Consider the following 25,892-nt stretch of genomic DNA (forward strand, 5'->3'; position numbering starts at 1 on the left):
GGCCTGGCGTCACGCCTCGGTGTCCGCCTCGTCGCCGGTTCCGGGCGGGCGTATGACGACCTTGCCGGAGTCGAGGTCTATCGGGCCGCGTCCGGGGTCGTTGTCGCCGACGTCCTCGCGGCTCAGCTCCAGTCGCTTGCGTTCGTCGTGGGTGTGCTTGCGGCCGGGTGCGAAGAGTTCCTCGAATGCGTTGAACACGGTCCCTGCCTTCTCGTCGGTGGCTCACCGGGCCGGGTCGAGCGCGTCGGCGGCGAACAGCCCGAGCCGGTGTGCCGTCGCCGCCGCCTCCCCCCTTCCTGAGACGCCGAGCTTGCCCAGAATGTTCGACACGTGGACGCTGGCCGTCTTCGGCGAGATGAAGAGTTCCTCGGCGATCTGGCGGTTGGTGCGGCCGGCGGCGACCAGGCGCAGCACGTCGCGTTCGCGGCTGGTCAGGCCGAGGGCCTCGGCCGGGTCGGCGGGCCGCTGTTCCGGGACGCGGGTCAGGGCCAGTCGGGCGCGCTGGGCGAGGAGGGCGACCGCGTCGCCGAGCGGTCGGGCGCCGAGGTGGGCGGCGACGGCGTGGGCCAGCCGCAGCAGTTCCGTGGCCCGGTCGCGCTCGTCGTCGCCGCCCGCGCCCAGCAGGGCCGCGGCCAGTCGGTGGCGGACGCGGGCGAGGTCGTAGGGGCGGTCCAGGCTCTCGAAGGCGGTGACCACCTCCGACCAGGTGTCCACGGTGTCCCGGCCCTCGGCGCGGGCGAGTTCGGCGCGGACCCACTGTTCATGGGCGAGCCACACCGGGACGACGGTGGTGAGCCGCTTGGCGGCCTCGAAGAGGCCTTCGAGCGCCTCGGTACGGCCCTGCTGGACCGCGGGCAGCGCGCGGGCCTCGGCCTCGGCGGTCGCGGCGCCGAGCAGAAGCGGCCAGACGTAGCGCTGGGTGCCGGGCGGGACGCCGCCGTCCAGGCTGCGCCGCACCTCGGCGCGGACGTCGAGGAGACGGCCCTCGGCCGCGGCGACGCCGACGGTGAGGGCGGCGAGGGGCAGCGACTGCTGGGGCATGGGGTCGTGGGTGCCGAAGTAGCGTTCGGCGGCGTCGCGTTGGCGTGCCGCCTCCGCCACGTCGCCCCTGCCCAGGGCGACCTGGGCCAGCTTCAGCGCGGCCGCGCCCTGCGGTTTGGCGCTCTGCCCCCGCCGCAGCGCCTTGTCCGCCGCCTCGACCGCCTCGTCCCAACGGCCCAGGGAGTACAGCGAGTCGGACAGGTTGGACCACACCCACGCCTCGGTGTTCAGCAGGCCGTACCGGCGCGCGTAGGCGGTGCCCTCCTCCAGGACGGGGACGGCCTCGCGCGAGCGTCCCACCGCCTCCAGCTCGGACGGCAGGTTGACGTGGGCGCGGCCGGCGACCGTGGCGATGCCGTCCCGCTGGGCCTGGTCCTTGACCTCGCCCATCACGGCGAGGCCCGCTTCGACGTCTCCCGAGTCGACCATCAGGGTGCCGAGGGTGAGACGGGCGTTCATCTCCGTCTCGCGGGCGCCGACCATCCGCGCGTACTCCACCGCGCGTTCGGCGGCGGACAGGGCCTCGGGACCGGGGGCGCGCAGCATCGACCAGCCGGCGACGTGGGTGAGCACCTCGGCGTGCACCTCGGAGGGCGGCAGGCCGCGCACGAGCTCCTGGGCGGTGGCGAGTTCCTTCCAGCCGTCGCCCCGGGCCAGGTTCTGCACCATGACGGCGCGCTGGGTCCAGAACCAGGCGGCGCGCAGCGGGTCGCCCTCCTCCTCCAGGAGGTGCAGGGCCCGCTTGGTGATCTTCAGGGCGCGTTCGCGTTCCCCGGACAGCCGGCCCGCGACGGCGGCCTCGGCCATCAGGTCGAGGTAGCGCAGCGGGGTGGTGGCGGGGTCGCAGCCGCAGGGAGGGTAGACCTCGGTGTAGTCGATGGGCCGCAGCTCGTCCCGGACCGCCTCGGGGGTGGTGTCCCACAGCTCCATCGCCCGCTCCAGGAGCCGCAGTTGCTCGCTGTAGGCGTGCCGGCGCCGGGCCTCGACGGAGGCGTCGAGCACGGCGGGCAGGGCCTTGGCCGGGTCGTGGGCGTGGTACCAGTAGCTGGCCAGGCGCATGACGCGCTCGTCGGCGGGGACGAGCGTCGGGTCGGCCTCCAGGGCCTCTGCGTAGCGGCGGTTGAGGCGGGAGCGCTCACCGGGCAGCAGGTCGTCGCCGACGGCCTCGCGGACCAGGGAGTGGCGGAAGCGGTAGCCGTCGCCGGCGGGCGTGGCGATCAGGATGTTGGCGTTCACGGCGGCTCGCAGGGCCTCGATGAGGTCGTCCTCGGCGAGCCCGGCGACGGCCGCGAGCAGCCGGTACTCCACGGTGGAACCGCCCTCGGCGACGATCCGGGCGATGCGCTGGGCGCTCTCGGGCATGCGCTCGACGCGGACCAGGAGCAGGTCGCGCAGGGAGTCGGTGAGGCCGGTGCCGCAGCCCTCGGTGGCGCAGACGGCGAGTTCCTCGACGAAGAAGGCGTTGCCGTCGGAGCGTTCGAAGATCTCCTCGACCTGGCCGGGGTCCGGTTCGGCGGCGAGGATGCCGGCGAGCTGACGGCCGACCTCGGTGCGGGTGAAGCGGGCGAGTTCGATGCGGCGGACCGTGCGCAGGCGGTCGAGTTCGGCGAGCAGGGGGCGCAGCGGGTGGCGGCGGTGGATGTCGTCGGCGCGGTAGGTGGCCAGGACGACGAGGCGGCCGGAGCGCAGGGTGCGCAGGAGGTAGGCCAGGAGGTGGCGGGTGGAGGCGTCGGCCCAGTGGAGGTCCTCCAGGGCGACGACGACCGTGCGGTCGGCGGCGACGCGTTCCAGGAGGCGGGCGGTGAGTTCGAAGAGGCGGGCCATGCCCTCCTCGTCGTGGCGGCCAGAGCCGGGGTCGCCCAGTTCGGGCAGCAGCCTGGTGAGCTCTTCCTCCTGGCCGGCGGCCGCGGCGGCCAACTCCTCGGGCAGTTCGCGACGCAGGGCGCGCAGGGCCGTGGAGAACGGGGCGAAGGGCAGTCCGTCGGCGCCGATCTCGACGCAGCCGCCGAGGGCGACGACGGCTCCGCGGCGGCAGGCCTCGGTGGCGAACTCCTCGACGAGCCTGGTCTTGCCGACGCCGGCCTCGCCGCCGATCAGCAACGCCTGCGGCTCGCCCGCGGCGGCACGGGCGAGCGCGTCGTTGAGTGTGCCCAGCTCTTCGGCTCGGCCGACGAACACCGGACTGACGGACCTGGTCTCCACGGGGGCGAGCATCGCATGCGGGGCGGATGCGGGGGGAGCGGTTTTCGGGGGGCCGTTCTGCCGGGTGCGCCCCGGGGTCGCGGTTGCCGTTACCTGGGGGCTGCCGCCCCCAGACCCCCGCTTCGGCCCTGAACGGGCCTCGTCCTCAAACGCCGGACGGGCTGGAATTGCCGGGCCGGCGTCCTCAGAGGCAGGACGGGCGTCCTCGGACGCAGGACGAACTGGAATTGCCGGCCCGGCATGGTCCACAAACACCGGACGGACCGAGTCTGCCGGGCGGGCTGAGAGGGCCCGCCCGGCATCCCCCGTGTTCACGCTGCCCTGGCGAACCTGGGGCGGCGGTGGCGGGAGGTATGGGACTCGGTCTCGGTGGAGCGTTCCGCGGCTTCGCGGCGGGATTCGCGGACGGCCTCGCGGGCGAGGCGCTCGTGATCGGCGCGGCGGATCAGTTCGGCGGAACGGAACTGCGCGATCTCGTACTCGTACATGGTGTGTCCCCTCGGGAGAGTCTGTTCCGGCTTCGCTTGCTGCGATGCCTCAACTTTCGTCTCCAAGGGGGGTCCGTCACATCGGGAGAGTTCCGCATCTTGCGGGGCGCCCGGGGCCTTAGACGCGGGTAAGGGGCCTCAGGCGGTCCGTAAGGTGCTTACGGACCGCCTAAGACCCCTGTGGACCTGCGGTGACTCAGCCCGCGGACGGCAGGCCGAGCAGGACGTCGGTGTACTTGAGGACGGCCAGGAGCAGGCCGATGACACCGAGGGCGACCCCGCCCCAGGCGACGGACTTGATCCAGGCGGCCTGCGGCCTGCCGGGAGCGCCGAACGCCGGCCGGACGAGGACCACGACGCCGACGATCAGCGCGAGCAGGGCGAAGACGCCGCCCCACAGGGCGCTGGCCTGCCAGGCGTCGCCGTACACGGCCTTGATCTGCTTGGCGACGCTCGCCGAGGACGAGGTCTGCAGCTGGCCCACGAGGGTCTGGCGGGCGGCGGCCACGGTGCCGACCCAGCTCCCGGTGAGCGAGACGACGCCGAGGGCTGCGGCGACGACGGCGCCCGCGCCCTGGCCGACGCCGGAGGCGCCCTCCTGGCCGCTCTCGGAGCCGTCCTCGACAAGGTCGGCCTCGGCGGTCGCCTCCTCGGTCTCCTCGGCGGCCTCGGCCTCGGCGGCGGCCGCCGCCTCGTCCTCGGGCTTCACTTCGGTGGCCTCGGTCGTGCCGGCCTCGTCAACTGTCTTGGTTCCCATGTCTGGCACCGTACGGACGCTCTCTGAGAGGGATCTTAATGATCGTTGTGTGCGGCACGCGCGCGTGCTTGACGCCACTCCGGGGCGAGGATCGACCACACCTCCAGGTCGTGCCGCACCCCACGATAGGGGTGCGCCTCGCGCCGTACGCCATCGCGGGTCATCCCCAGGCGCCGGGCGACGTTCAGGCTGGGCTCGTTCCCGGAGGCGGCGACCCATTCGATCCGGTGGATGCCGCGCTCCTCGACCGCCCAGTCGATCAGTATCCGCATCGCCCGGGTGATCAGGCCGCGCCCGGTGGCGGCGGGCTCCAGCCAGCAGCCGACCTCGGCGTTGCCGGTCGCCGCGTCGAAGTTCAGGGTGAGCACCCCGCCGACGAGCTTTCCGTCCAGCCAGATGCCGTGGTACGAGGCGGTGTCCGCGGCCCGCATGTCGGCGTACCGCTGGAGCGTCGCGCGTGCCGAGGCCAGGTCGACGGCCTGCGAGCCGAACGGGATGAAGCGCCCGATGAACTCCCGGCCGCGCTCCAGGTGCGCCAGGAACTCCTCGGCGTGCCACGGCTCCAGCGGCCGCAGCTCGGCGCCGTCACCCAGTGATATCGCGTACATCGCGTTGCTCACCCTCCGCCAGTACGTCCGCCACCTCGGCGTCCGTCGCCTCGGCCAGCCTTTCATGGGCGGCACGGCACTCGGGCGGCTCGATGCTGATGCGGGGCAACCAGGCGTCCAGCCGGCGGGGCAGCCACCAGTTGGCGCCGCCGAGCAGGTGCATGAGGGCGGGCACCAGCAGGGTGCGCAGGACGAAGGCGTCCAGGGCGACGGCGGAGGCGAGCGCGATGCCGAACATGGCGATCACGCGGTCGCCGCTGAGGACGAAGGCCAGGAAGACCGAGATCATGATGACCGCGGCGGAGTTGATCACGCGGCTGGTCTCGGCGAGGCCGACGCGGACGGCCCGCCGGTTGTCGCCCGTCTCCAGCCACTCCTCGTACATCCGGCTGACCAGGAAGACCTGGTAGTCCATGGAGAGCCCGAAGAGCACGGACACCATGATCACGGGGAGGAATGGCTCGATCGGGCCCGCGCGGCCGAGGCCGAGCAGTTCGCTCCCCCAGCCCCACTGGAAGATCGCCACGACGATGCCGAAGGCGGCGGCGACCGCGGCGACGTTCATGGCCGCGGCCTTCAGCGGGATGCCGACGGACCGGAAGGCGAGCAGCAGAAGCAGGCAGCCGAGGCCGATGACCACGCCGACGAACAGGGGCAGCTTGCCGACGATGACGCCCGCGAAGTCGTCGTACGACGCCGTCACGCCGCCGACGTGGAGGTCGAGCGCGGTGCCGGTCTCGGCGCGCGGCAGCACCTCGGTGCGCAGCCGGTCGACGAGGTCGCTGGTCTTCTGGGACTGCGGTTCGGAGGTCGGCACGATCGTGAAGTAGGCCGTGGTCCCGCCGCCGCCGTACGTGACCGGGCTCACCGAGGCGACGCCCTCGGTGGTGCGGACGGTGGCGTCGAGGTTGTCCAGAGCGAGCCGGTCCTCGGCGCCGTTGACCTTGGTGACGACGGTGAGGGGGCCGTTGACGCCCGGACCGAAGCCCTCGGCGAGCAGGTCGTAGGCCTGCCTGGTGGTGGACGACTTGGGGTCGTTGCCCTGGTCGGAGGTGCCCAGGTGCAGAGAGAGGGTGGGCAGCGCGAGGACCGCCATCACGGCGAGCGCCACCACGCCGAGGACCTTGGGATGGCGCTCGACGAACGCCGACCAGCGGTGGGCCAGCCCGGTGGGCAGCTCGGGCTGGGGTCCCTGCTCCGCCAGCCGTCGGCGCTCGCGCCGGCTCAGGGCGCGCATGCCGATGAGGGACAGCAGGGCGGGCAGCAGGGTGACGGAGGCGGCGACCGTGAGGACGACGGTCAGCGAGGCGGCGATCGCGACGCCGTTGAGGAAGCCGAGCCGGAGTATGAGCATCCCCAGCAGGGCGATGCAAACGGTGGCACCCGCGAAGACCACGGCTCGTCCGGTGGTCGTCACGGCGTTGGTGACCGCCTCGGTCACCGACAGCCCGCGTTTGAGCCCGCGCCGGTGTCTGGTGACGATGAAGAGCGCGTAGTCGATGCCGACGCCGAGTCCGATCAGCATGCCGAGCATGGGCGCGAAGTCGGCGACCGTCATGGCGTGGCCGAGCAGCACGATCGAGGCGTACGCGGTGCCGACGCCGACCAGCGCGGTGGCGATGGGCAGCACCGAGGCGGCGAGCGAGCCGAAGGCGAGGAACAGCACGACGGCCGCCACGGCCACCCCGACCACCTCGGCGACGTGCCCGCCGCTCGGTTCGGTGAGCGCGACGGCGCTGCCGCCCAGCTCCACCTGGAGTCCGTCCGCCCGGGCGGCCTCGGCGGTGCGGACGACGGCCTCCACCTCGGACTTCCTGATGTCCTCCACGCGGTGGTCGAAGGTGACCGTGGCGTACGCGGTGTGCCCGTCGGAGCTGATCCGGCCGGCGCCCTGGCCGTCGTAGGGGCTGCTCACGGAGGCCACACCGGGCAGGTCCGCGATCTTGTCCAGGGTCTGGTTCATCGTCTGCTCGACGTCGGCGGCCCGGACGGTGCCGGACTTCACGTGCCACACGACGGTGTCGCTGTCACCGCCGAGTCCGGGGAAGCCCCGCTGCAGCAGCTTGGTGGCGGCGCCCGACTCGGTGCCGGGGGCCTCGTAGTCGTTCGAGTACGCCGAGCCGGTGACGGCGGCAGCCGCGCTCACCCCGCCGAAGGCGAGGAGCCAGAGCAGCACCGCGACGAGGCGGTGCCGGACACACCAGCGTGCAAGGGCTGCCACGAACGAGCTCCCGGGAACGATTTGTGGATCTTTGGCCGGGAACAGTCGTGGAACAGTCGTTCACAACATGAACAGCCCGCAAAGAACACATGAGCAATGCGGGGTCCATATTTGCAGGCAGATGTGATCGTTTATGTGATTGATGGCCTTGTTCACAAGAGTGGGAGGCAGATCACAGGACAGTAACGAACACTCTGTCACCTAGTCGAACTGATCTCCCAGCGCCATCACCATCACCCCGGCGACCAGCAACCACAGCGCGCGCCGGGTGTGCCCCCGGGAGCCCAGCACCGAGGCGAGCGCGCACACGGCGGCGCCGAAGCCGTAGGCGCCGGGCACCAGGGCCGGGGCGGAGCCGGTCAGGCGCAGCAGGGCCGCGGCCAGCCCGGCGAGGGTCAGCAGCGTGCCCGTGCCGGCCGCCGTCCAGCGGGCCCGGCGGGCGTCGTAGGCCATGTCGTCCTCGACGTCCCGTATCTCGGAATCATCTCGTCCGCTCATGGCGGGCGAGCGTAGCGCGTCCGCCCGGGAAACCGGCTGCGAGGCGAACCGCGCACCTGTTAGCTTCCGCGGGACAGCCGTCACCGGCCCCTCGCCGACGACCGAAGCGGGTGCATTTTTTGAAGGTCCGACCGAGCTCCTACGCATCGACTTCCACTACGAAGATCCCAAGGAGCCCGTTCACCGATGTCCGACACCAGGACCACGAACGACGACCTGTCTGACCGCCTGAACCACCCCCTCTACCCGCGCAGCAGCGGCTACAACGCCCGCTGGGTCGTCGACAACCAGATGGGCCCGAACGCCCTGTGGCTGCTGGAGTGGCTGGCCCCCGCCCTCGGCCTGGACGCCCTGCGCCCCTGCGCGCGCGTCCTCGACCTCGGCTGCGGCCGGGCGATGACCTCGGTCTTCCTGGCCAGGGAGTTCAACGCCGAGGTCACCGCCGCCGACCTGTGGGTCAAGCCCGACGACAACGCCCGCCGCATCGCCGAGGCGGGCTTCGCCGACCGGGTGCTGCCCGTGCACACGGAGGCGCACGATCTGCCCTTCGCGGAGGGCGGCTTCGACGCGATCGTGTCCATCGACGCGTACCAGTACTTCGGCACCGACGACCTCTATCTGCCCACTCTCACCCGGTTGTTGAAGCCCGGCGGGCGGATCGGCGTCGTCGTACCTGCACTTCGCGACGAAATCACGGGCACCGAGCCGCCGGAGCATCTGCGGCCCTGGTGGGAGCCCGACTTCTGGTGCTTCCACTCCGCCGACTGGTGGCGCCGCCATTGGACCCGCGGCGGCGCCGTCGAGGTGGAGACGGCCGACTGGCTTCAGGACGGCTGGAAGGACTGGCTGTTGTGGTGCGAGGTGGTCGCCGAGGAGAGCCCGGAGGAGTTCCACCGCACGATGGCCCGCCGGGTCGGCGAGATGGTGCGCGTGGACGAGGGCCGCGCGCTGGGGTTCGTCCGGGTCGTGGGACGCCGTAGGTAGAATGCCGTACGGCCCCGGAGACCATGCCTCCGGGGCCGTACCGCCTGTGACTGTCCCTCAGCCCTCGCTGACGCCCAGCTTCTCCAGGATCAGCTCCTTGACGCGGGCCGCGTCGGCCTGGCCGCGGGTCGCCTTCATGACCGCGCCGACCAGGGCGCCGGCCGCGGCCACCTTGCCGCCGCGGATCTTGTCGGCGACGCCCGGGTTGCCGGCGATGGCCTCGTCGACGGCGGCGGTCAGGGCGCCCTCGTCGGAGACGACCTTCAGACCGCGCTTGTCGACGACCTCGTCCGGGGTGCCCTCGCCCGCGAGGACGCCCTCGATGACCTGGCGTGCGAGCTTGTCGTTCAGGTCGCCCTTGGCGACCAGCTCGGTGACCCGGGCGACCTGCGCCGGGGTGATCGCCAGCTCCTCCAGCGCCTTGCCCGACTCGTTGGCGCTGCGCGCCAGTTCGCCCATCCACCACTTGCGGGCGGAGGCGGCGTCGGCCCCGGCGTCGATCGTGGCGACGATCAGGTCAAGCGCACCGGCGTTGAGGATCGCCTGCATGTCGGTGGCGGAGATGCCCCACTCGGCGAGCAGCCGGTTGCGGCGGGCCAGCGGCAGCTCCGGCAGCCCGGCGCGGATCTCCTCGACCCACTCGCGGGACGGGGCGACCGGTACCAGGTCCGGCTCGGGGAAGTACCGGTAGTCCTCGGCCTCCTCCTTGACCCGGCCCGAGGTCGTGGACCCCGTGTCCTCGTGGAAGTGCCGGGTCTCCTGCACGATCGTGCCGCCGGACGACAGCACGGCCGCGTGCCGCTGGATCTCGAAGCGGGCCGCACGCTCGACGGACCGCAGCGAGTTGACGTTCTTCGTCTCCGAGCGGGTGCCGAACTTCTCGGTGCCGTGCGGGCGCAGCGACAGGTTCACGTCGCAGCGCATCTGGCCCATCTCCATGCGGGCCTCGGAGACGCCGAGGGCCCTGATGAGTTCGCGCAGCTCACGGACGTACGCCCGGGCGACCTCGGGAGCGCGCTCGCCCGCGCCGACGATCGGCTTGGTGACGATCTCGATCAGCGGGATACCGGCGCGGTTGTAGTCCAGCAGCGAGTGCGACGCGCCGTGGATGCGGCCCGTCGCGCCGCCCACGTGGGTCGACTTGCCGGTGTCCTCCTCCATGTGGGCGCGCTCGATCTCCACGCGGAAGGTCTCGCCGTCCTCCAGCTGCACGTCGAGGTAGCCGTTGAAGGCGATGGGCTCGTCGTACTGGGAGGTCTGGAAGTTCTTCGGCATGTCCGGATAGAAGTAGTTCTTCCGGGCGAAGCGGCACCACTCGGCGATCTCGCAGTTCAGCGCGAGACCGATCTTGATGGCCGACTCGATGCCGATCGCGTTGACGACCGGGAGCGCGCCGGGCAGGCCGAGGCAGGTCGGGCAGGTCTGCGAGTTGGGCTCGGCGCCCAGTTCGGTGGAACACCCGCAGAACATCTTGGTCTTGGTGCCGAGTTCGACATGGACCTCGAGGCCCATGACGGGGTCGTACGACGCCAGCGCGTCCTCGTACGACACCAGGTCGGTCGTGGTGGTCACGGTGAAACTTCCCTCTCAGCCCAGCAGGACGTCGTCGTCGCCCAGCCGCTTCAGCTCGCGGTACAGGATGGCGAGGCCGGTGACGATCGCGGCGGCGGAGACGGTGGCGTCGATCAGCCGCAGCGTGTCGTTCTCCAGTCGGGCCTTCTTGATCTGCTTGACGACGGCGACAGCGCCGAAGGCAGTGGTGGCCATGGACAGGTACGTGCCGGACTTGGACTTCTTGAAGTCCTTGGCCTTGGACAGCTTGCTCACAGCGACGGAGCCTCCTCCAGGAGCGGGTGCCCCCACCTTTCCACGAAGGCGGCCTCGACGGCGGCGCCGACCTTGTAGAGCCGGTCGTCCTTCAGTGCCGGGGCGATGATCTGCAGGCCGACGGGGAGGTTGTCCTCCGGGGCCAGACCGCAGGGCAGCGACATGGCCGCGTTGCCCGCGAGGTTGGTCGGGATGGTGCACAGGTCGGCCAGGTACATCGCCATCGGGTCGTCGGCGCGCTCGCCGATCGCGAAGGCGGTGGTCGGCGTGGTCGGCGACACGATGACGTCGACCTGCTCGAAGGCCTTCTCGAAGTCCCGCGTGATGAGCGTGCGGACCTTCTGCGCGGAGCCGTAGTAGGCGTCGTAGTAGCCGGAGCTCAGGGCGTACGTGCCGAGCATGATGCGGCGCTTGACCTCGGGGCCGAAGCCCGCCTCACGGGTGAGGGAGGTGACCTCCTCGGCGGAGTGCGAGCCGTCGTCGCCGATCCGCAGGCCGTAGCGCAGGCCGTCGAAGCGGGCGAGGTTGGACGAGCACTCGGAGGGGGCGATCAGGTAGTACGCCGACAGCGCGAGGTCGAAGGACGGGCAGTCCAGCTCGACGATCTCGGCGCCCAGCTCCTTGAGGAGGGCGACGGACTCGTCGAAGCGCTGGATGACACCGGCCTGGTAGCCCTCGCCGCGGAACTGCTTGACGACGCCGACGCGCATGCCCTCGACGCTGCCGTTGCGGGCGGCCTCGACGACCGGCGGGACGGGGGCGTCGATGGAGGTGGAGTCCAGCGGGTCGTGGCCGGCGATGACCTCGTGGAGGAGGGCCGCGTCCAGGACCGTACGGGCGCAGGGGCCGCCCTGGTCGAGGGAGGACGAGAAGGCGACCATGCCAAAGCGGGAGACCGCCCCGTAGGTCGGCTTCACGCCCACCGTGCCGGTGACGGCGGCCGGCTGGCGGATGGAACCGCCGGTGTCGGTGCCGATGGCCAGCGGCGCCATGTGCGCGGCCAGCGCGGCGGAGGAGCCACCGCCGGAGCCGCCCGGGATCTTGGTGAGGTCCCAGGGGTTGCCGGTCGGGCCGTAGGCGCTGTTCTCCGTCGACGACCCCATGGCGAACTCGTCCATGTTGGTCTTGCCGAGGATGACGACGTCGGCGGCCTTGAGGCGCTTGGTGAGGGTGGCGTCGTACGGCGGGATCCAGCCCTCGAGGATCTTCGAACCGACGGTCGTCGGAATGCCCTCGGTGGTGAAGATGTCCTTCAGCGCCAGCGGGACGCCGGCGAGGGGGCCGAGCTTCTCGCCCCGCTCGCGCTTGGCGTCCACGGCGCGCGCCTGGGCCAGGGCGCCCTCGCGGTCGACGTGCAGGAAGGCGTGCACCTTCTCGTCGACGGCCTCGATGCGGGCCAGGTGGGCCTCGGCGACCTGGACGGCCGTCAGCTCGCCGGAGGCGATCTTCTCGGCGGTCTCGGCGGCGGTGAGCTTGATGATGTCCGTCATCGTGATCAGTCCTCCCCCAGGATCTGCGGCACCTTGAAACGCTGCTGCTCCTGGGCCGGGGCGCCGGAGAGCGCCTGCTCGGGGGTGAGCGAGGGACGGACCTCGTCCGGCCGCATGACGTTGGTCAGCGGGAGCGGGTGCGAGGTCGGCGGTACGTCTTGGTCGGCGACCTCGCTGACGCGGGCGACCGCGCCGATGATGTCGTCCAGCTGTCCCGCGAAGTGTTCGAGCTCTTCGGGCTTCAGCTCCAGACGCGCCAGCCGGGCGAGGTGGGCGACCTCCTCGCGCGTGATGCCAGGCATGCAGCGTTCCTCTGGGGTGAGTGTGTGTGGTTTGGGCCCAATCCTAGGGGGCTGAAGGCTTGGGCCGTTAAACGGTTTCCCTCGCTTACCGTCGGGCGTCCCAGGCCTCGCTCTTCAGGAAGTGGTTGTCGTAGAGCTCCTGGACCTCCAGGAGGCTCTCCACCGTGGCCTCGCCGAGGCGGATGCGCTGGAGGTGGCGGAAGTACTCGAAGCGCTCCACGCCCGGCGTGATGACGATGAGCAGGTCCGCCGTGGCGCCCGGGGCGGCGGAGAAGGCATGCGGCCGGTCCGGCGGGACGATGATCAGGTCGCCGCGCTCGGCGGTGACGACGTCGTCGCCGGAGAGGACCTCGGCGGCGCCGTCGAGCAGGTAGAACATCTCGGCGGAGTTGTGGTGCACGTGCGGACGGGCTCCGTCGGCGCCCTCGGCGAGGGTGACGCGCACGGTGGACAGCGCGCCGCCGCTGGCGCTGCTGTCGGCCAGCAGCCGCACGGCGACGGGGTCTCCCCCGACCACCTCGGCCTCGGCGTCGCGGACCAGCACGGTTTCGTCGAACTTCGGCACGAACAGCGACATGTCTCGGTTCCCCCTGTGTCTCGCTGCGGACGCCGTCAGACCGCGAAGAGCAGTCCGGCGCTGATCAGTACAACGATCGCGGTGGCGAAGTGGATCCCGAAGGCCACGGCCTTCGCGCCGCCGTTGCGCAGGACTATCAGGGTGTCGCCGAACGGGATGAGGGCGACGCCGACCATGAACCAGGCCTCGGCGTGCGCGCCGGCGAAGGCCAGTACGAGGAGGCCGGCGACGCCGAGGGCGCCGTCCCTGAGCCCCTTGATCGTGAGGTAGGCGCCGGCGTCGCCCGCGGGGTCGGCCGGGACGCCGTAACCGGCCGCGGAGGGGCCGGGCTGGAACAGGAAGCGGTAGCCGAGGAACAGGCAGAACAGGTCGAGCAGGACGGCCAGGGTGTAGGCGGCCACGGTCATGACGGTTCTCCTTTTGCTAGCAGCGCTAGGAACACGATCGACGCTAGCAGAGCATCGACAGAAGCGCTAGCACTGCTAGAATTTCTGGCATGTCGATTCAGACGCGCCGGGAGCGCGAACGAGCGGAACGCGAGCGGCTGATCGTCACGGCCGCGCGGGAGCTGGCGGAGGCCGAGGGCTGGGACGCGGTCACGACCCGCCGCCTGGCGGCGGAGATCGAGTACAGCCAGCCCGTCCTCTACAGCCACTTCAAGGGCAAGGACGCGATCATGGCGGCGGTCGCGGTACAGGGCTGCGCGGACCTGGCGGTGGAGCTACGGGCGGCGCGTACGGCGGCCGAGGGCCCGCGCGAGGCGCTGGCGGCGGTGGGCGAGGCGTACGCGTCCTTCGGACGCCGGCGGCCGGCCCTGTACGACGCGATGTTCACCCACGCGGTGGACCTGCCGTTCGCCACCCCGGAGGCCCCGGCACCGCTGCAGGAGGCGTTCGGGGAGCTGGTCGCTGTGGTGGAGCCGATCGCGGCGGAGGGCGAGGACATCGGCCTGCTGACCGAGACCTACTGGGCGGGACTGCACGGCCTGGTCACGCTGATGCGCAGCGGCCGGCTCCCGGAGCGGGCCCACGACCAGCGACTGGCCCTGCTGATCGGCCACTTCACGGCCGCACTCTGAGGTGCGCCGGGGGCCGGGGCTACTCGGCCGCCGGCAGGGCGGCCCGTGGCCGCTGCCAGCCGCGGGAGCCGCGGGCGCGCAGCCATGCCGTGGTCTCCTCGGGGGGCATGGCCGCGGCCACCAGCCAGCCCTGTACGGCGTCACAGCCGAGGTCCCGCAGCCGCTCCCAGGTCTCGTCGTCCTCCACGCCCTCCGCGACGACCAGCAGGCCGAGCGAGTGGGCGAGGTCGACCGTGCAGCGGACTATCTCGGCGTCCTCGGTGTCGACGGCCAGCCGCGCCACGAAGGACCGGTCGATCTTCAGCTCGCTGACCGGGAGCCGGCGCAGGTGGACCAGGGACGAGTAGCCCGTGCCGAAGTCGTCCAGGGACATCTTCACGCCGTGCGCCGTCAGCGCGGCCAGCGTGTCCGCGGCCCGCTGCGGGTCCTCCAGCAGCACGTGCTCCGTTATCTCCAGCTGGAGCGCCCCCGCGGGCACCCCGTGCCGGGCGAGCCGCGCGGCCACCGAGCCCGCGAACCCGGGCGTGTGCACATCGCGCGGCGAGACGTTGACCGCCACCGGCACGTACAGGCCCTGCGAGCGCCACTCGGCCACCTGCCCGAGCGCCGTCTCCAGCACGTACTCGGTGAGATGGGGCATCAGCCCCGAGGACTCGGCTATCGCTATGAACTCGTCCGGCGGCACCTTCCCCCGCTCGGGGTGCACCCACCGCACCAGCGCCTCGAGCCCCGCCACCTGTCCGTCGAAGCGGACCTTCGGCTGGTAGTGCAGCTGCACCTCGTGCGCGTCCAGCGCGCGCCGCAGATCGCCCAGCAGCCCCAGCCGGTCCGGCGTGTTCGAGTCCCGCTTGGACTCGTACACCTCCACGCCCGTACGGTCCCGCTTCGCCTGGTACATCGCCACGTCCGCCCGCCGCAGCAGCCCCTCCGCGTCCAGGGCGTGGTCGGGGAAGACGGCGACGCCCGCACTGGCCTCCAGGACGAGGGTGAGTCCGTCGAGGTCGAGCGGGGAGCTGAGCGCGGTGACCAGGCCGCGGGCGACCCGGGTCGCGGACGTCGTGGAGTCGGCGACGGGCAGTAAAACGGCGAACTCGTCGCCGCCGAGCCGCGCGGCCTCCGCCCCGCGCGGCAGTGCCACCCGCAGCCGGTCGGCTATCTGCAGCAGCAGCCGGTCACCGGCGAGGTGGCCCAGGGTGTCGTTGACGGACCGGAAGCGGTCCAGGTCGATGAGCATCAGGGCGGACCGGGCGCCGATGCGCTCGGCGTCGTCGAGCGCGGTCCAGATCCGCTCCAGCAGCCACTGCCGGTTGGGCAGTCCGGTCAGCGGGTCGCGCAGCTGCTCCTCGGCCCGCGCCCGGGCGATCCACAGGGTGGAGTCGAGGGCGATCAGCGGGATGGCGAAGAGCGGCAGCAGCACCGGCTGGGCGACCGCGACCACGCACACCAGCGGGGCGATGCCGAGCAGGGCGACCGCGACCAGGCCCTGTCTGACCAGGGCGGTGCGGGCGACGGTGGGCAGTCCGCCGCGCGGTGCGTGCAGGTACCACAGCAGGGTGCGGGTGACCAGGAGGTAGGCGGTGGCGACCAGGACGACCTCGGGGGCGGTGTAGACCGTCCAGGTGTCGGGGTTCCACGGCGTCTCGACCGACGGCACCCGGCCGAAGGCGCCGAGCACGAGGGCGCCGGCGCCGATGCCGAGGATGTCGACCGAGCCGTGCAGCACGCCGGCCCTCCAGCGTCCCCGCCTGGCTATGCCGACCAGCACGACGACGGTGAGGCTGACCATGCCGGCCGCGACCCAGCCGTAGAGCATCAGGACGGCGAGGGTGAGGGCGGCGCCGGAGCCCGTGCCGCCCCACCAGCGGGAGCGGCCGAGCATCACCAGGTGGCCGACGATGATGCCGGTCAGCACGGCCAGGGACCAGCCGACCGTGCCGGAGGGGAACAGTGCGTGCGTGCCGGTGAACGCCTGGTAGAACCCGGCGCCCAGGACGAACGCGGCGGCCGAGACGACCGTCGCGGGCAGCGCCGGCCAGGACAGGTGCCGTTCGGGGTCGGTGCCGTCCGCGGGCGAGGGCGGGTGTCCGCCGGTGAGCGGGGGCACGCCGCGGACGTCCGTCACGGTGTACTGTCCGGTGCCGCGCCCCTCCGCGCCCGGACGCTCCGACGGCCGCCCGGTCCACCGGCTCGGCAGCCAGGCACCGGTGACCCGGCGTCGGCGCAGCCGTGAGTCCGGGGCGGCGCTCTCGGTCGGTTCCATTCCCGTCCCTCTCACAGCCGGCGGTGCCCACGCCACGCGGCCCGATGCCCGACATCCATCCACGGCGCCGCGTTGGAAAACCCTTCCCCTTGCCCACCAGGAGCACGGGGATGCCCCGACCGCAGCTGGGCACGGCAGGCGCACATCTCAACAGTAGGCCGCAGAAGGCTTCCACGGGCAGCGGTCGCAGACGGTTGCCCGAATGACCCCGGCCACCCGTATGCATCTGGTATGCGCCGAACAGGTGGCCTTCAACCGCTACTCCTCTGTCGGAAGCGCAACTTCGGCCGCCGCCTCCGGTCCCTGTTCCAGCAGGACGGTGAAGCCGTCCTCGTCGAGCACAGGCACCTTGAGCTGCATCGCCTTGTCGTACTTCGAACCAGGATTGTCACCCACGACGACGAAGGACGTCTTCTTCGAAACGGAACCGGTGACTTTCGCTCCGCGGGTCTGCAGCGCCTCCTTGGCGCCGTCGCGGGTGAAGTTCTCCAGGGTGCCGGTGACGACGACGGTGAGGCCCTCGAGGGGGCGCGGACCCTCGTCCTCGGTGGACGACTGGTCCTCCAGCGGGACTCCGGCGGCCTTCCACTTGCGGACGATCTCCCGGTGCCAGTCCTCCGCGAACCACTCCTTGAGCGCGGCAGCGATGATCGGGCCGACGCCGTCGGTGCTCGCCAGCTCCTCCTCGGAAGCCTGCTCGATCCGGTCGATGGAGCGGAACTCGCGGGCGAGGGCCTGCGCGGCGACCGGGCCGACGTGGCGGATGGAGAGGCCGTTGAGGAACCGGGCGAAGGGGCGGCTCTTGGCCGCCTCGATGTTCTCCAGCAGCGCCAGGGTGTTCTTCTTGGGCTCGCCCTTCTGGTTGGCGAAGACCGTGACGACCTTCTCCTCACCGGTCTTGGGGTCCCGCTTGGGGAGGCCGCTGTCCTGGTCCAGGACGTAGGCCTTGATGGGCAGCAGCTTCTCCACCGTGAGGTCGAAGAGGTCGCCCTCGTCGACGAGCGGTGGGTCGGCCGGCTCCAGCGGACGGGTGAGCGCCGCGGCGGCCACGTCCCCGAAGTGCTCGATGTCCAGGCACTCGCGGCCCGCGAGGTAGGAGACCCGCTCCCGCAACTGGGCCGGGCAGGTGCGCCCGTTGGGGCAGCGGAGGTCGATGTCGCCCTCCTTCATCGGCCTGAGCGGCGTGCCGCACTCCGGGCACTCGCTCGGCATCACGAACTCCCGCTCGCTGCCGTCCCGCAGGTCGACGACCGGCCCGAGGATCTCCGGGATGACGTCACCGGCCTTGCGGATGACCACGGTGTCGCCGATGAGCACCCCCTTGGCCTTGACGACGTCCTGGTTGTGCAGCGTGGCGAACTCGACCTCGCTGCCCGCGACGGTGACCGGCTCCACCTGGGCGTAGGGCGTGACGCGACCCGTGCGGCCGACGCCCACCTTGATGTCGATGAGCTTGGTGTTGACCTCTTCCGGCGCGTACTTGTAGGCGATCGCCCACCGCGGGGCGCGGGCCGTGGAGCCCAGGCGGCCCTGCAGGCGGATCTCGTCGAGCTTGACGACGACGCCGTCGATCTCGTGCTCCACGGAGTGCCGGTTCTCGCCGTAGTACGCGATGAACTCCCTTACGCCGTCGAGGCCGTCGACGACCCTGTTGTGCCGGGAGGTCGGCAGGCCCCAGGTCTTGAGCAGGTCGTACGCCTCGGAGAGGCGGGTCATGCCCTCGAAGCCCTCCAGGGCGCCGATGCCGTGGACGACCATGTGCAGCGGCCGGTTGGCGGTGACCCGCGGGTCCTTCTGGCGCAGCGAACCGGCCGCCGCGTTGCGGGGGTTGGCGAACGGCTTGTCACCGGCGGCGACCAGCCTTTCGTTGAGTTCGAGGAACTTCTCCATCGGGAAGTAGACCTCGCCGCGGATCTCCACGAGGTCGGGGACCTCGTCGCCCTTGAGGCGGTCCGGGATCTCCGCGATCGTGCGGACGTTGGGCGTGATGTCCTCGCCGGTGCGGCCGTCGCCGCGGGTCGCCGCGCGCGTGAGACGGCCGTGCTCGTAGGTGAGGTTGACGGCGAGGCCGTCGACCTTCAGCTCGCACAGCAGGTGGTAGGCGGAGCCGCCGACGTCCTTGGCGACGCGGTCGGCCCACGCGGCGAGTTCCTCGTCGTTGAAGGCGTTGTCCAGGGAGAGCATGCGCGAGCGGTGCTCGACGGAGGTGAACTCGGTCTCGTAGGCGCCGGCGACCTTCTGCGTCGGCGAGTCCGGGGTGCGCAGCTCGGGGTACTCGTCCTCCAGCGCCTCCAGGGAGCGCAGGAGTTTGTCGAAGTCCGCGTCGCTGACGACCGGAGCGTCCTTCACGTAGTACCGGAAGCGGTGCTCCTCGATCTGCTCAGCGAGCTGCGCGTGCTTCTCCCGTGCCTCGGCGGGCACCGTCGTCTCCGCTTGCTTGTCGCCGGCCACCGTGTTGTCCTCCCGTTACTCTGGGTTGTCCGCGAGAGATCTCGCCGCCCGGACGCAGTGGGCGAGCACCGCGCGCGCGTACTCGGGCGAGGCGCCCGCGAGTCCGCACGACGGCGTGATCGTGACCGCCTCCGCGAGAAGCCCCGGCCGCAGCCCCAGCCTGCGCCACAACGTCCTGACACCCATGACGCTACCGGCAGGGTCCGACAATCGGCCGTCCGTGCCCGGTACGACACCGGCGAACAGCCGGGTGCCCCCTTCCACCGCCTCGCCGATCACGTCGTCGTCACGCTCGGTGAGAAGCGAGAAGTCGAAGGAGACCGCCGCCGCGCCCGCCCTTCGCAGGAGGGCGAAGGGGACGTCCGGTGCGCAGGAGTGGACCACGGTGGGGCCGTCGCCGTGCACCCCGAGGACGTCGCGGAGGGTCGCCTCGACGACCTGCCGGTCCACGGCCCGGTGGGTGCGGTAGCCGCTGGCGGTCCTCACCTGGCCGCGCAGCACGGCGGTGAGGGAGGGTTCGTCGAGCTGGAGGACGAGTCGTGCGCCGGGGATGCGCCGGCCGATTTCGGCCAGGTGCAGCCGCAGGCCCTCGGCGAGCGACGCGGCCAGGTCCCGGCAGGCGCCGGGGTCGCCGAGGGCCGCCTCGCCGTTCCTCAGCTCCAGGTTGGCCGCGAGCGTCCAGGGGCCCACCGCCTGCACCTTCAGCGGGCCCTCGTAGCCCTGGGTGAACTCCTCCAGGGCGTCGAGGTCCTCGCCGAGCCAGGACCGCGCCCGCTTGGTGTCGCGCCCCGGCCGGTCCCCGAGCCGCCAGCCGCTGGGCTCCACCCGCGCGTACAGCTCGACGAGCATCCCGGCGGTGCGGCCGATCATGTCCGCGCCGGGGCCGCGGGCGGGGAGCTCGGGCAGGTGGGGGAAGTCCTCGAAGGTGCCGGTGACGGCCTTGGCGGTCTCCCGGGCGTCACCGCCGGGCATGGAGCCGATGCCGGTGGCCGCGCCGAACAGGGAGCCGGTCACCGCCCCGGCCTCACCGTCAGGTCGTTGACCTCGGCGTCCTCGGGAAGGTCGATCGCCATCAGGATGGTCGTGGCGACCGACTCGGGGTCGATCCACCGGGCGGCGTCGTACTCCTTGCCCTCCTGCTGGTGGACCTTGGCCTGCATGGGGCTGGCGGTGCGGCCCGGGTAGACGGAGGTGACGCGGACGCCGTTGCCGTGCTCCTCGTGGCGCAGGGAGTCGGCGAGGGCCTTGAGGCCGTGCTTGGAGGCGGCGTACGCGGACCAGTCGGCGTGGGCGGTGAGACCCGCGCCGGAGTTGACGAACACCACGTGCCCGCGGGCGGCCCGCAGCTGGGGCAGGAAGTGGCGGGTCAGTTCGGCCGGCGAGATCAGGTTGACGTTGAGCTGGTGCCGCCAGGACTTGGGGGTGAGTTCGCCGACCGGGCCGAGGTCGACCACGCCGGCGATGTGCAGCAGCGAGTCCACGCGGTCCGGGAGCGACTGGTGCGAGAACGCCCAGGACAGCTTGTCCGGGTCGGCGAGATCCCCCACCAGCGTCCGCGCGCCCGGGAACCGGGCCGCCAGCTCCTTCGCGCGTCCCGCGTCGCGCGCGTGCAGCACGAGTTCGTCCCCGCGCGCGTGGAGGCGGCGGGCGACGGCCGCGCCGATGCCGGAGCCCGCCCCGGTGATCACATGTGTAGCCATGCCCGCCATGCTCGCACCCGCCGGCGGCTACTCGATGCCCTGGCTCTCCTCCAGGTACGCCAGCGCCCCCACCGGCTCCTCCGCGAAGAACACCAGGTCGGTCAGCGGGCGCGGCAGGAAGCCCTCGTCGTCCATGCGGCGGAACTGCTCCTTGAGGCCGTCGTAGAAGCCCGCGGTGTTCAGCAGCACCACCGGCTTGTCGGTGTGGCCGTGCTTCTTCAGCTCCAGGATCTCGGTGGCCTCGTCGAGGGTGCCCGTACCGCCGACCATGATCACCACCGCGTCGGACTTCTCCAGCAGCAGCCGCTTGCGCTCGGCGAGGTCGCGGGCGATCACCATCTCGTCGGCGCCCTGCCGCGCCTTGGCCGCGAGGAAGTCCACGGAGACCCCGCACAGCCGCCCTCCCGCGGCGTGCACGCCGTCGGCGACCACTTTCATCAGGCCGACGTCCGAGCCGCCCCAGACGAGCGTGTGGCCGCCCTTGCCCAGCAGTTCCGCGAACTCGCGCGCGGGTCCGGTGTAGCGGTCGTCGAGGTCGGCGGCGGAGAGGAAGACGCAGATACGCATGCGGGTCACGGTACGCGGGAAGAACCGGGGGCCCGCGAACGCTTGTCCCTTCATGGCCCAAGGACACACGATCACCATCGAGCAAGGCGACCGGCACGTGCGCGTGGTGCACGGCGATCAGGTACTGGCGGAGAGCGAACGGCCCCTGGTGCTCAGGGAGACGGGCTGTCCGGTGCGGTACTACATCCCCGCCGAGGACGTACGAATGGACCTGCTGAAGCCCTCCGAGACCCACACCTACTGCCCGTTCAAGGGCACCGCGTCCTACTGGTCGCTGCCGGACGCGCCGGATCTGGTGTGGTTCTACCCCGATCCCAAGCCGGCGGTCGCGCGGATCAAGGACCACCTCTGCTTCTACGAAGTCGAGGTGTCGTGAGCGTCTGAGGGAGATTATTTCGCCGCGGTGGGGCAGTCTCCACAGACATGGACAACAACACCATTTCGCGCGACGGCACCTCCCTCGCGTACCAGCGGGCCGGTGAGGGCCCGGCGGTCGTCCTCGTGAGCGGGGCGATGTCGACGGGCGCCACCGTGGCCCCGCTCGCCGGGCTCCTCGCGAAGCGCTTCACCGCCGTCTGCTACGACCGCCGCGGGCGCGGGCAGAGCGGCGACACGCAGCCCTACGAGGTCGCCCGGGAGGTCGAGGACCTCGCGGCGCTGATCGACGCGGTGGGCGGCGAGGCGTCGCTGTACGGCATCTCCTCGGGCGGCGCGCTGGTGCTGGAGGCGGCGGCGAGCGGGCTGCCGGTGCGGAACGTCGCCGTGTACGAGGTGCCGTACGCCGTCTACGAGGGTGGTGCGAAGGAGCGCGCCGAGTACACCCGGAACCTCACCGAGGCGCTCGGCGCGGGCCGGCGCGGTGACGCCGTGGAGCTGTTCCTCCGGCTGACCGGGCTGGCCGAGGAGATGATCCAGGGCGCCCGGAACTCCCCCATGTGGGCCGGCATGGAGGCGATCGCGCCGACCCTCGCGTACGACGACGCCGTGCTGGGCGACGGCCTGGTGCCCGAGGCCCGGCTGGCGGACATCGGGGTGCCGGTGCTCTCGCTGGCGGGCGGCGCGAGCCCCGCCTGGATGCGCGAGGCCGCCCGGGCGGTGGCCGATTCCGCACCCCAGGGGACGTACCGGGTGCTGGAGGGCCAGACCCACATGGTGGACCCGAACGTTCTCGCGCCGGCGCTGGCCGAGTTCCTCTGAGGGGTCAGCCGACCGAAGTCGCCGTCCTCGCGCGCGTGGTCGTCGCGATCGTCGCCGAGCCGACCACGCGCGTGTCGTCGTAGAGGACGACCGCCTGGCCGGGGGCGACGCCGCGGACCGGCTCGGTGAAGGTCACCCGCAGTTCGCCGTCGACGAGTTCGGCGGTGACCTCGGTCTCGCCGCCGTGGGCGCGCAGCTGGGCGGTGTAGGTGCCGGGGCCCGTCGGGGCGGTGCCGCACCAGCGGGGCCGGACGGCGGTCAGGGCGGTGACGTCCAGGGCGGCGGCCGGGCCGACCGTCACCGTGTTGTCCACCGGCGAGATGTCCAGGACGTAGCGGGGCTTGCCGTCGGGGGCCGGGGTGCCGATGCGCAGGCCCTTGCGCTGGCCGATGGTGAAGCCGTACGCGCCCTCGTGCGTGCCGACCTTGGTGCCGGACTCGTCGACGATGTCGCCCTCGGCCCTGCCGAGCCGGTTGGCGAGGAAGCCCTGGGTGTCGCCGTCGGCGATGAAGCAGATGTCGTGCGAGTCGGGCTTCTTGGCGACCGCGAGGCCGCGGCGCTCGGCCTCGGCGCGGATCTCGTCCTTGGTCGTCACGGTGTCGCCCAGCGGGAAGAGCGCGTGGGCGAGCTGCTTCTCGTCGAGCACGCCGAGGACGTACGACTGGTCCTTGGCCATGTCGGAGGCGCGGTGCAGTTCGCGGGAGCCGTCCGGCAGTTCGACGATCCTGGCGTAGTGGCCGGTGCAGACCGCGTCGAAGCCCAGGGCCAGCGCCTTGTCCAGCAGGGCAGCGAACTTGATCTTCTCGTTGCAGCGCAGGCAGGGGTTCGGGGTGCGGCCGGCCTCGTACTCGGCGACGAAGTCCTCGACGACGTCCTCGCGGAAGCGGTCGGCGAGGTCCCAGACGTAGAACGGGATGCCGATGACGTCCGCGGCGCGGCGGGCGTCGCGCGAGTCCTCGATGGTGCAGCAGCCACGCGCGCCCGTGCGGAACGACTGCGGGTTCGCGGAGAGCGCCAGGTGGACGCCGGTCACGTCGTGGCCGGCCTCGGCCGCGCGGGCGGCGGCGACGGCGGAGTCCACGCCGCCGGACATGGCGGCGAGGACGCGGAGGGGGCGGGTGGGCTGCGGGATGTCAGTCATAGCCCTTCAAGGGTACGGGGGTCCGGGAACCGGGGCCCGCGAGTATCCGTTGACGATCACATGGGGGCGGAGAAGAGGTCCGGGGACGCCGACAGGCGGCTGGGGCGGCGCGCGCTGATCGTCGGCGGGGCGGCCGCCGCCGTCGGCACCGCGGCGCTGGCCCGCGAGGAGCTGTCGCACCTGTGGTGGCGGCTGCCGGGCGTGGAGAAGCCGCGGGTGGCGGGCGCGGTGGACTTCCGGGGCGCGCGGTGGGTCGGGGCCTCGCCGGGGAACTTCCGGCGGGCGGACCGGCCGGACGACTACCCGATAGACCGGGTGGTCGTCCATGTGACGCAGGGCGGTTACGCGAGCGCGGTGAAGGCCTTCCAGGACCCCGCCCACCAGGCCGCGGCCCACTACATCGTCCGCCGGGACGGGCGGATCACCCAGATGATCCGCGAGCTGGACGTGGCGTACCACGCGGGCAACCGGCAGTACAACGAACGCAGCGTCGGCATCGAGCACGAGGGCTTCGTGGAGCGGAGGTCCTCCTTCACGGACGCGATGTACGCCGCCTCGGCGCGGCTGACGGCGGGGATCTGCGGGCGGTACGGCATACCCGTCGACCGGGAGCACGTCATCGGGCACGTGGAGGTGCCGGGGACGGACCACACCGACCCGGGGCCGTACTGGGACTGGGACCGGTACATACGTCTCGTGCGGCGGGCCGAACAGGCCCGTAGGCAGTGATGAAATCGTGATGCTGTGGGTAGCGGGCGTGCGCCGCGTGTCCGTTGCGTCCCGCCCGGCGGAGGTGACCTGCGGGACCCCAACTCGGCAGTCTCCTCAGGTGAGTTGAGTGACCTCCCGCTCACGGCGCGTTCACAGCGCGTGCGGCCTGCTCCTAACTTCGGCCCAGTCCTCGCACAGCCCTCGGGTCAAACATCCCGGGCCATGGCTGACATCACCGAGCCCGATCGCCGCACGAGCGACGCGGGCAGCAGGAGCGAGAAGAAGACCAGGCACACCAAGGCCGGCCGGGCCTCCGGCGGCAAGGGCATGCACCGGCGCAGGTTCCTCGGCGGCATGGCCGGGGTGGGACTCGGCGCGGTCGCGGGGGCGGGCGGCGCCTTCTCCCTGCTGACCGAGGCGGGGAGGAACAAGGCGAGCGCGGCGACCGCCACCGCCACCCTCACCGTCCCGGACCTCCTCGAGGGCACCACCTCCGACGGCACCACCACCTTCACCCTGGAGGCGAAGACCGGCACCGCGGAGGTCCTCTCCGGGGTCACCAGCGACACGATGGGCTACAACCAGTCCTTCCTCGGCCCGACGATGAAGTGGACCAAGGGCGACACGGTCCTGCTCGACATCACCAACAGCCTGGGCGAGGACACCACCGTCCACTTCCACGGCGCGCACGTCCCGGCCAAGATGGACGGCGGCCCCCAGGTCGCCTTCGCCGACGGGAAGACCTGGTCCCCGACGTTCACGGTCAAGGACGACGCCAAGACCCTCTGGTACCACCCGCACGCCCTGGGCACCACGGCCAAGCAGGCGGTGCACGGCCTGGCCGGCATGATCATCGTGGAGGACGACTCCACCGCGTCCTCGGACCTGCCCAGCACCTACGGCACCGACGACATCCCGCTCATCTTCCAGAGCCTGGCCACCGACAGCAGCGGCGACCTCAAGTACAACCTCACCGGCTACCTGAGCAGCGGTCTGAGCTTCCCGCTGCTGCTGAACGGCACGAACGTCGACGACACCACGCTGACGTTCACGGCGACGAAGACCCGCACCCGCTTCCGGTGCCTGAACGCCTCGCCGTCGGACATCATCACCATCCAGCGCAGCGACGGCGGCACGCTGAACCAGATCGCCACCGACCAGGGCTATCTCACCGCGGCCACCGAGGTGACCAGCATCCGGCTGGTGGCCGGCGCCCGCGCGGAGTTCGTGCTGGACCTGTCGGACGCGGTCACGCTCCAGGCCGTCGTCACCACCGGCTGGGTGCGCGGCGGCAGCGGCACCTACGACGTGCTGGCGATCACCGCGTCCGGCACCGACACCCCGGACGACCTGCCGAGCTCGCTCAACACCATCGACCGGTACGACACCAGCGACTTCACCGCCCGGACCATCACGCTCGGCCAGAGCGGCACGACCATGACGATCAACGGGTCGGCGGGGACGAGCATGTCGTCCATGGCGATGATCAGCACCACGCTGGGTGCCAAGGAGATCTGGACGATCAAGAACGACACCCAGCTGGAGCACTCGTTCCATCTCCACGACGTGCCCTACCAGTTGATCTCCATCAACGGCGAGGATCCGACCGGCGTGGACCTCGGCTGGTTCGACACCTACGAGGTGGTCGGCGGCGGCTCCATCGAGATCGCCATGGAGTTCACGGACTTCTCCGACGACACCTACATGTACATGCTCCACTGCCATCTGCTGCAGCACGAGGACGAGGGCATGATGGCGTCCCTGATGGTGACGGACAGTTAGCTCGCCGCGG

25 protein-coding genes are annotated in these 25,892 nt (G+C 71.7%); 6 read left to right on the forward strand and 19 right to left on the reverse strand.

Features of this window, described 5'->3' with window-relative positions:
• Positions 1–9: 9 nt before the first annotated feature.
• The 7 genes from ACIGDI_RS31425 to ACIGDI_RS31455 form a co-directional block, all read right to left on the reverse strand.
• On the reverse strand, positions 10–198 hold the full coding sequence (locus ACIGDI_RS31425) for a DUF6191 domain-containing protein (RefSeq protein WP_399903664.1): 189 nt from the start codon (positions 196–198) through the stop codon (positions 10–12).
• Between the two features lie 24 nt (positions 199–222).
• Entirely contained in the window at positions 223–3,255 is a 3,033-nt protein-coding gene (locus tag ACIGDI_RS31430; RefSeq protein WP_399903667.1) for an AAA family ATPase, read from the reverse strand.
• 299 nt (positions 3,256–3,554) lie between these two features.
• Positions 3,555–3,731, reverse strand: coding sequence for a hypothetical protein (locus tag ACIGDI_RS31435; protein ID WP_200700193.1), 177 nt, complete (start codon positions 3,729–3,731; stop codon positions 3,555–3,557).
• Between the two features lie 196 nt (positions 3,732–3,927).
• Positions 3,928–4,488: a hypothetical protein gene (locus tag ACIGDI_RS31440; protein WP_399903671.1), complete on the reverse strand. Its 561-nt coding sequence runs from the start codon at positions 4,486–4,488 to the stop codon at positions 3,928–3,930.
• A 35-nt stretch (positions 4,489–4,523) separates the two neighbouring features.
• On the reverse strand, positions 4,524–5,096 hold the full coding sequence (locus ACIGDI_RS31445) for a GNAT family N-acetyltransferase (RefSeq protein WP_399903674.1): 573 nt from the start codon (positions 5,094–5,096) through the stop codon (positions 4,524–4,526).
• Positions 5,074–7,317, reverse strand: coding sequence for an MMPL family transporter (locus ACIGDI_RS31450; RefSeq protein ID WP_399903677.1), 2,244 nt, complete (start codon positions 7,315–7,317; stop codon positions 5,074–5,076). The genes ACIGDI_RS31445 and ACIGDI_RS31450 overlap by 23 nt, the downstream gene beginning before the upstream one ends.
• A 201-nt stretch (positions 7,318–7,518) precedes the next feature.
• Positions 7,519–7,815 (reverse strand): hypothetical protein, encoded by a 297-nt coding sequence (locus ACIGDI_RS31455; RefSeq protein ID WP_399903679.1) that lies wholly within the window; start codon positions 7,813–7,815, stop codon positions 7,519–7,521.
• A gap of 186 nt (positions 7,816–8,001) precedes the next feature.
• On the opposite strand from ACIGDI_RS31455, the gene ACIGDI_RS31460 reads away from it, so the two are divergent.
• Positions 8,002–8,799, forward strand: a complete 798-nt coding sequence (locus tag ACIGDI_RS31460) for an SAM-dependent methyltransferase (RefSeq protein ID WP_399903682.1) — start codon at positions 8,002–8,004, stop codon at positions 8,797–8,799.
• Between the two features lie 57 nt (positions 8,800–8,856).
• On the opposite strand, the gene gatB is transcribed toward ACIGDI_RS31460, so the two are convergent.
• The 6 genes from gatB to ACIGDI_RS31490 form a co-directional block, all read right to left on the reverse strand.
• Positions 8,857–10,371 carry an Asp-tRNA(Asn)/Glu-tRNA(Gln) amidotransferase subunit GatB gene (gene gatB, locus ACIGDI_RS31465; RefSeq protein WP_399903685.1) on the reverse strand — a complete coding sequence of 505 codons (1,515 nt, stop codon included), beginning with the start codon at positions 10,369–10,371 and terminating at the stop codon, positions 8,857–8,859.
• A gap of 15 nt (positions 10,372–10,386) precedes the next feature.
• On the reverse strand, positions 10,387–10,626 hold the full coding sequence (locus ACIGDI_RS31470; RefSeq protein WP_058923023.1) for a hypothetical protein: 240 nt from the start codon (positions 10,624–10,626) through the stop codon (positions 10,387–10,389).
• A complete protein-coding gene (gatA, locus tag ACIGDI_RS31475) occupies positions 10,623–12,116 on the reverse strand; it encodes an Asp-tRNA(Asn)/Glu-tRNA(Gln) amidotransferase subunit GatA (protein WP_399903689.1) in 1,494 nt (497 codons plus the stop codon). The genes ACIGDI_RS31470 and gatA overlap by 4 nt, the downstream gene beginning before the upstream one ends.
• A 5-nt stretch (positions 12,117–12,121) precedes the next feature.
• Positions 12,122–12,418, reverse strand: coding sequence for an Asp-tRNA(Asn)/Glu-tRNA(Gln) amidotransferase subunit GatC (gatC, locus tag ACIGDI_RS31480; protein WP_030231941.1), 297 nt, complete (start codon positions 12,416–12,418; stop codon positions 12,122–12,124).
• 85 nt (positions 12,419–12,503) lie between these two features.
• On the reverse strand, positions 12,504–12,995 hold the full coding sequence (locus ACIGDI_RS31485; protein ID WP_399903693.1) for a cupin domain-containing protein: 492 nt from the start codon (positions 12,993–12,995) through the stop codon (positions 12,504–12,506).
• A gap of 35 nt (positions 12,996–13,030) precedes the next feature.
• Positions 13,031–13,402 (reverse strand): DUF4267 domain-containing protein, encoded by a 372-nt coding sequence (locus ACIGDI_RS31490; protein ID WP_390626735.1) that lies wholly within the window; start codon positions 13,400–13,402, stop codon positions 13,031–13,033.
• An 89-nt stretch (positions 13,403–13,491) separates the two neighbouring features.
• Between ACIGDI_RS31490 and ACIGDI_RS31495 the strand changes: the two genes are divergently transcribed.
• The gene (locus ACIGDI_RS31495) at positions 13,492–14,073 is read left to right on the forward strand and encodes a TetR/AcrR family transcriptional regulator (protein ID WP_399903696.1); all 582 of its coding nucleotides are present in this window, start codon (positions 13,492–13,494) and stop codon (positions 14,071–14,073) included.
• 19 nt (positions 14,074–14,092) lie between these two features.
• On the opposite strand, the gene ACIGDI_RS31500 is transcribed toward ACIGDI_RS31495, so the two are convergent.
• The 5 genes from ACIGDI_RS31500 to ACIGDI_RS31520 all read right to left on the reverse strand — a co-directional run bounded on the left by ACIGDI_RS31500 (position 14,093) and on the right by ACIGDI_RS31520 (position 21,051).
• Complete coding sequence (locus tag ACIGDI_RS31500) at positions 14,093–16,333, reverse strand: putative bifunctional diguanylate cyclase/phosphodiesterase (RefSeq protein WP_399903699.1); 2,241 nt, start codon at positions 16,331–16,333, stop codon at positions 14,093–14,095.
• A 258-nt stretch (positions 16,334–16,591) separates the two neighbouring features.
• Positions 16,592–18,784 (reverse strand): NAD-dependent DNA ligase LigA, encoded by a 2,193-nt coding sequence (gene ligA / locus ACIGDI_RS31505; RefSeq protein ID WP_399903701.1) that lies wholly within the window; start codon positions 18,782–18,784, stop codon positions 16,592–16,594.
• A 15-nt stretch (positions 18,785–18,799) separates the two neighbouring features.
• Entirely contained in the window at positions 18,800–19,756 is a 957-nt protein-coding gene (locus ACIGDI_RS31510; RefSeq protein WP_399903851.1) for a methionine synthase, read from the reverse strand.
• Between the two features lie 38 nt (positions 19,757–19,794).
• The gene (locus ACIGDI_RS31515) at positions 19,795–20,493 is read right to left on the reverse strand and encodes an SDR family oxidoreductase (protein WP_200700207.1); all 699 of its coding nucleotides are present in this window, start codon (positions 20,491–20,493) and stop codon (positions 19,795–19,797) included.
• Between the two features lie 18 nt (positions 20,494–20,511).
• Positions 20,512–21,051, reverse strand: a complete 540-nt coding sequence (locus ACIGDI_RS31520; protein ID WP_384814800.1) for a TIGR00730 family Rossman fold protein — start codon at positions 21,049–21,051, stop codon at positions 20,512–20,514.
• A 52-nt stretch (positions 21,052–21,103) separates the two neighbouring features.
• Here ACIGDI_RS31520 and ACIGDI_RS31525 point away from each other — a divergent pair, with 52 nt between their 5' ends.
• Both ACIGDI_RS31525 and ACIGDI_RS31530 read left to right on the forward strand, forming a co-directional pair.
• A complete protein-coding gene (locus ACIGDI_RS31525) occupies positions 21,104–21,427 on the forward strand; it encodes a DUF427 domain-containing protein (RefSeq protein ID WP_399903706.1) in 324 nt (107 codons plus the stop codon).
• A 47-nt stretch (positions 21,428–21,474) separates the two neighbouring features.
• Positions 21,475–22,248: an alpha/beta fold hydrolase gene (locus ACIGDI_RS31530; protein ID WP_399903709.1), complete on the forward strand. Its 774-nt coding sequence runs from the start codon at positions 21,475–21,477 to the stop codon at positions 22,246–22,248.
• A 4-nt stretch (positions 22,249–22,252) separates the two neighbouring features.
• Here the strand turns inward: ACIGDI_RS31530 and mnmA are convergent, their stop codons facing one another.
• The gene (mnmA, locus tag ACIGDI_RS31535) at positions 22,253–23,389 is read right to left on the reverse strand and encodes a tRNA 2-thiouridine(34) synthase MnmA (RefSeq protein WP_399903712.1); all 1,137 of its coding nucleotides are present in this window, start codon (positions 23,387–23,389) and stop codon (positions 22,253–22,255) included.
• Between the two features lie 60 nt (positions 23,390–23,449).
• Between mnmA and ACIGDI_RS31540 the strand changes: the two genes are divergently transcribed.
• Complete coding sequence (locus ACIGDI_RS31540) at positions 23,450–24,118, forward strand: N-acetylmuramoyl-L-alanine amidase (protein ID WP_399903715.1); 669 nt, start codon at positions 23,450–23,452, stop codon at positions 24,116–24,118.
• Positions 24,119–24,322: 204 nt separating this feature from the next.
• The gene (locus ACIGDI_RS31545) at positions 24,323–25,882 is read left to right on the forward strand and encodes a multicopper oxidase family protein (protein ID WP_399903718.1); all 1,560 of its coding nucleotides are present in this window, start codon (positions 24,323–24,325) and stop codon (positions 25,880–25,882) included.
• Positions 25,883–25,892: the final 10 nt, after the last annotated feature.

It is taken from the genome of Streptomyces sp. NPDC085900 (assembly GCF_044540925.1).
GTDB classification, from domain to species: Bacteria; Actinomycetota; Actinomycetes; order Streptomycetales; family Streptomycetaceae; genus Streptomyces; species Streptomyces gilvifuscus.

Bases quoted from the DNA above. Each gene is read 5' to 3' on its own strand.
- ACIGDI_RS31435 (WP_200700193.1), bottom strand. From the start codon at position 3,731: ATGTACGAGTACGAGATCGCGCAGTTCCGTTCCGCCGAACTGATCCGC.
- ACIGDI_RS31510 (WP_399903851.1), bottom strand. From the start codon at position 19,756: ATGCCCGGCGGTGACGCCCGGGAGACCGCCAAGGCCGTCACCGGCACC.
- ACIGDI_RS31485 (WP_399903693.1), bottom strand. From the start codon at position 12,995: ATGTCGCTGTTCGTGCCGAAGTTCGACGAAACCGTGCTGGTCCGCGAC.
- ACIGDI_RS31455 (WP_399903679.1), bottom strand. From the start codon at position 7,815: ATGAGCGGACGAGATGATTCCGAGATACGGGACGTCGAGGACGACATG.
- ACIGDI_RS31500 (WP_399903699.1), bottom strand. From the start codon at position 16,333: ATGGAACCGACCGAGAGCGCCGCCCCGGACTCACGGCTGCGCCGACGC.
- ACIGDI_RS31430 (WP_399903667.1), bottom strand. From the start codon at position 3,255: ATGCTCGCCCCCGTGGAGACCAGGTCCGTCAGTCCGGTGTTCGTCGGC.
- ACIGDI_RS31440 (WP_399903671.1), bottom strand. From the start codon at position 4,488: ATGGGAACCAAGACAGTTGACGAGGCCGGCACGACCGAGGCCACCGAA.
- ACIGDI_RS31545 (WP_399903718.1), top strand. From the start codon at position 24,323: ATGGCTGACATCACCGAGCCCGATCGCCGCACGAGCGACGCGGGCAGC.
- ACIGDI_RS31515 (WP_200700207.1), bottom strand. From the start codon at position 20,493: ATGGCGGGCATGGCTACACATGTGATCACCGGGGCGGGCTCCGGCATC.
- ACIGDI_RS31525 (WP_399903706.1), top strand. From the start codon at position 21,104: ATGGCCCAAGGACACACGATCACCATCGAGCAAGGCGACCGGCACGTG.
- ACIGDI_RS31520 (WP_384814800.1), bottom strand. From the start codon at position 21,051: ATGCGTATCTGCGTCTTCCTCTCCGCCGCCGACCTCGACGACCGCTAC.
- ACIGDI_RS31530 (WP_399903709.1), top strand. From the start codon at position 21,475: ATGGACAACAACACCATTTCGCGCGACGGCACCTCCCTCGCGTACCAG.
- ACIGDI_RS31495 (WP_399903696.1), top strand. From the start codon at position 13,492: ATGTCGATTCAGACGCGCCGGGAGCGCGAACGAGCGGAACGCGAGCGG.
- ACIGDI_RS31445 (WP_399903674.1), bottom strand. From the start codon at position 5,096: ATGTACGCGATATCACTGGGTGACGGCGCCGAGCTGCGGCCGCTGGAG.
- ACIGDI_RS31460 (WP_399903682.1), top strand. From the start codon at position 8,002: ATGTCCGACACCAGGACCACGAACGACGACCTGTCTGACCGCCTGAAC.
- ACIGDI_RS31490 (WP_390626735.1), bottom strand. From the start codon at position 13,402: ATGACCGTGGCCGCCTACACCCTGGCCGTCCTGCTCGACCTGTTCTGC.
- gatA (WP_399903689.1), bottom strand. From the start codon at position 12,116: ATGACGGACATCATCAAGCTCACCGCCGCCGAGACCGCCGAGAAGATC.
- ACIGDI_RS31540 (WP_399903715.1), top strand. From the start codon at position 23,450: ATGGGGGCGGAGAAGAGGTCCGGGGACGCCGACAGGCGGCTGGGGCGG.
- gatC (WP_030231941.1), bottom strand. From the start codon at position 12,418: ATGCCTGGCATCACGCGCGAGGAGGTCGCCCACCTCGCCCGGCTGGCG.
- mnmA (WP_399903712.1), bottom strand. From the start codon at position 23,389: ATGACTGACATCCCGCAGCCCACCCGCCCCCTCCGCGTCCTCGCCGCC.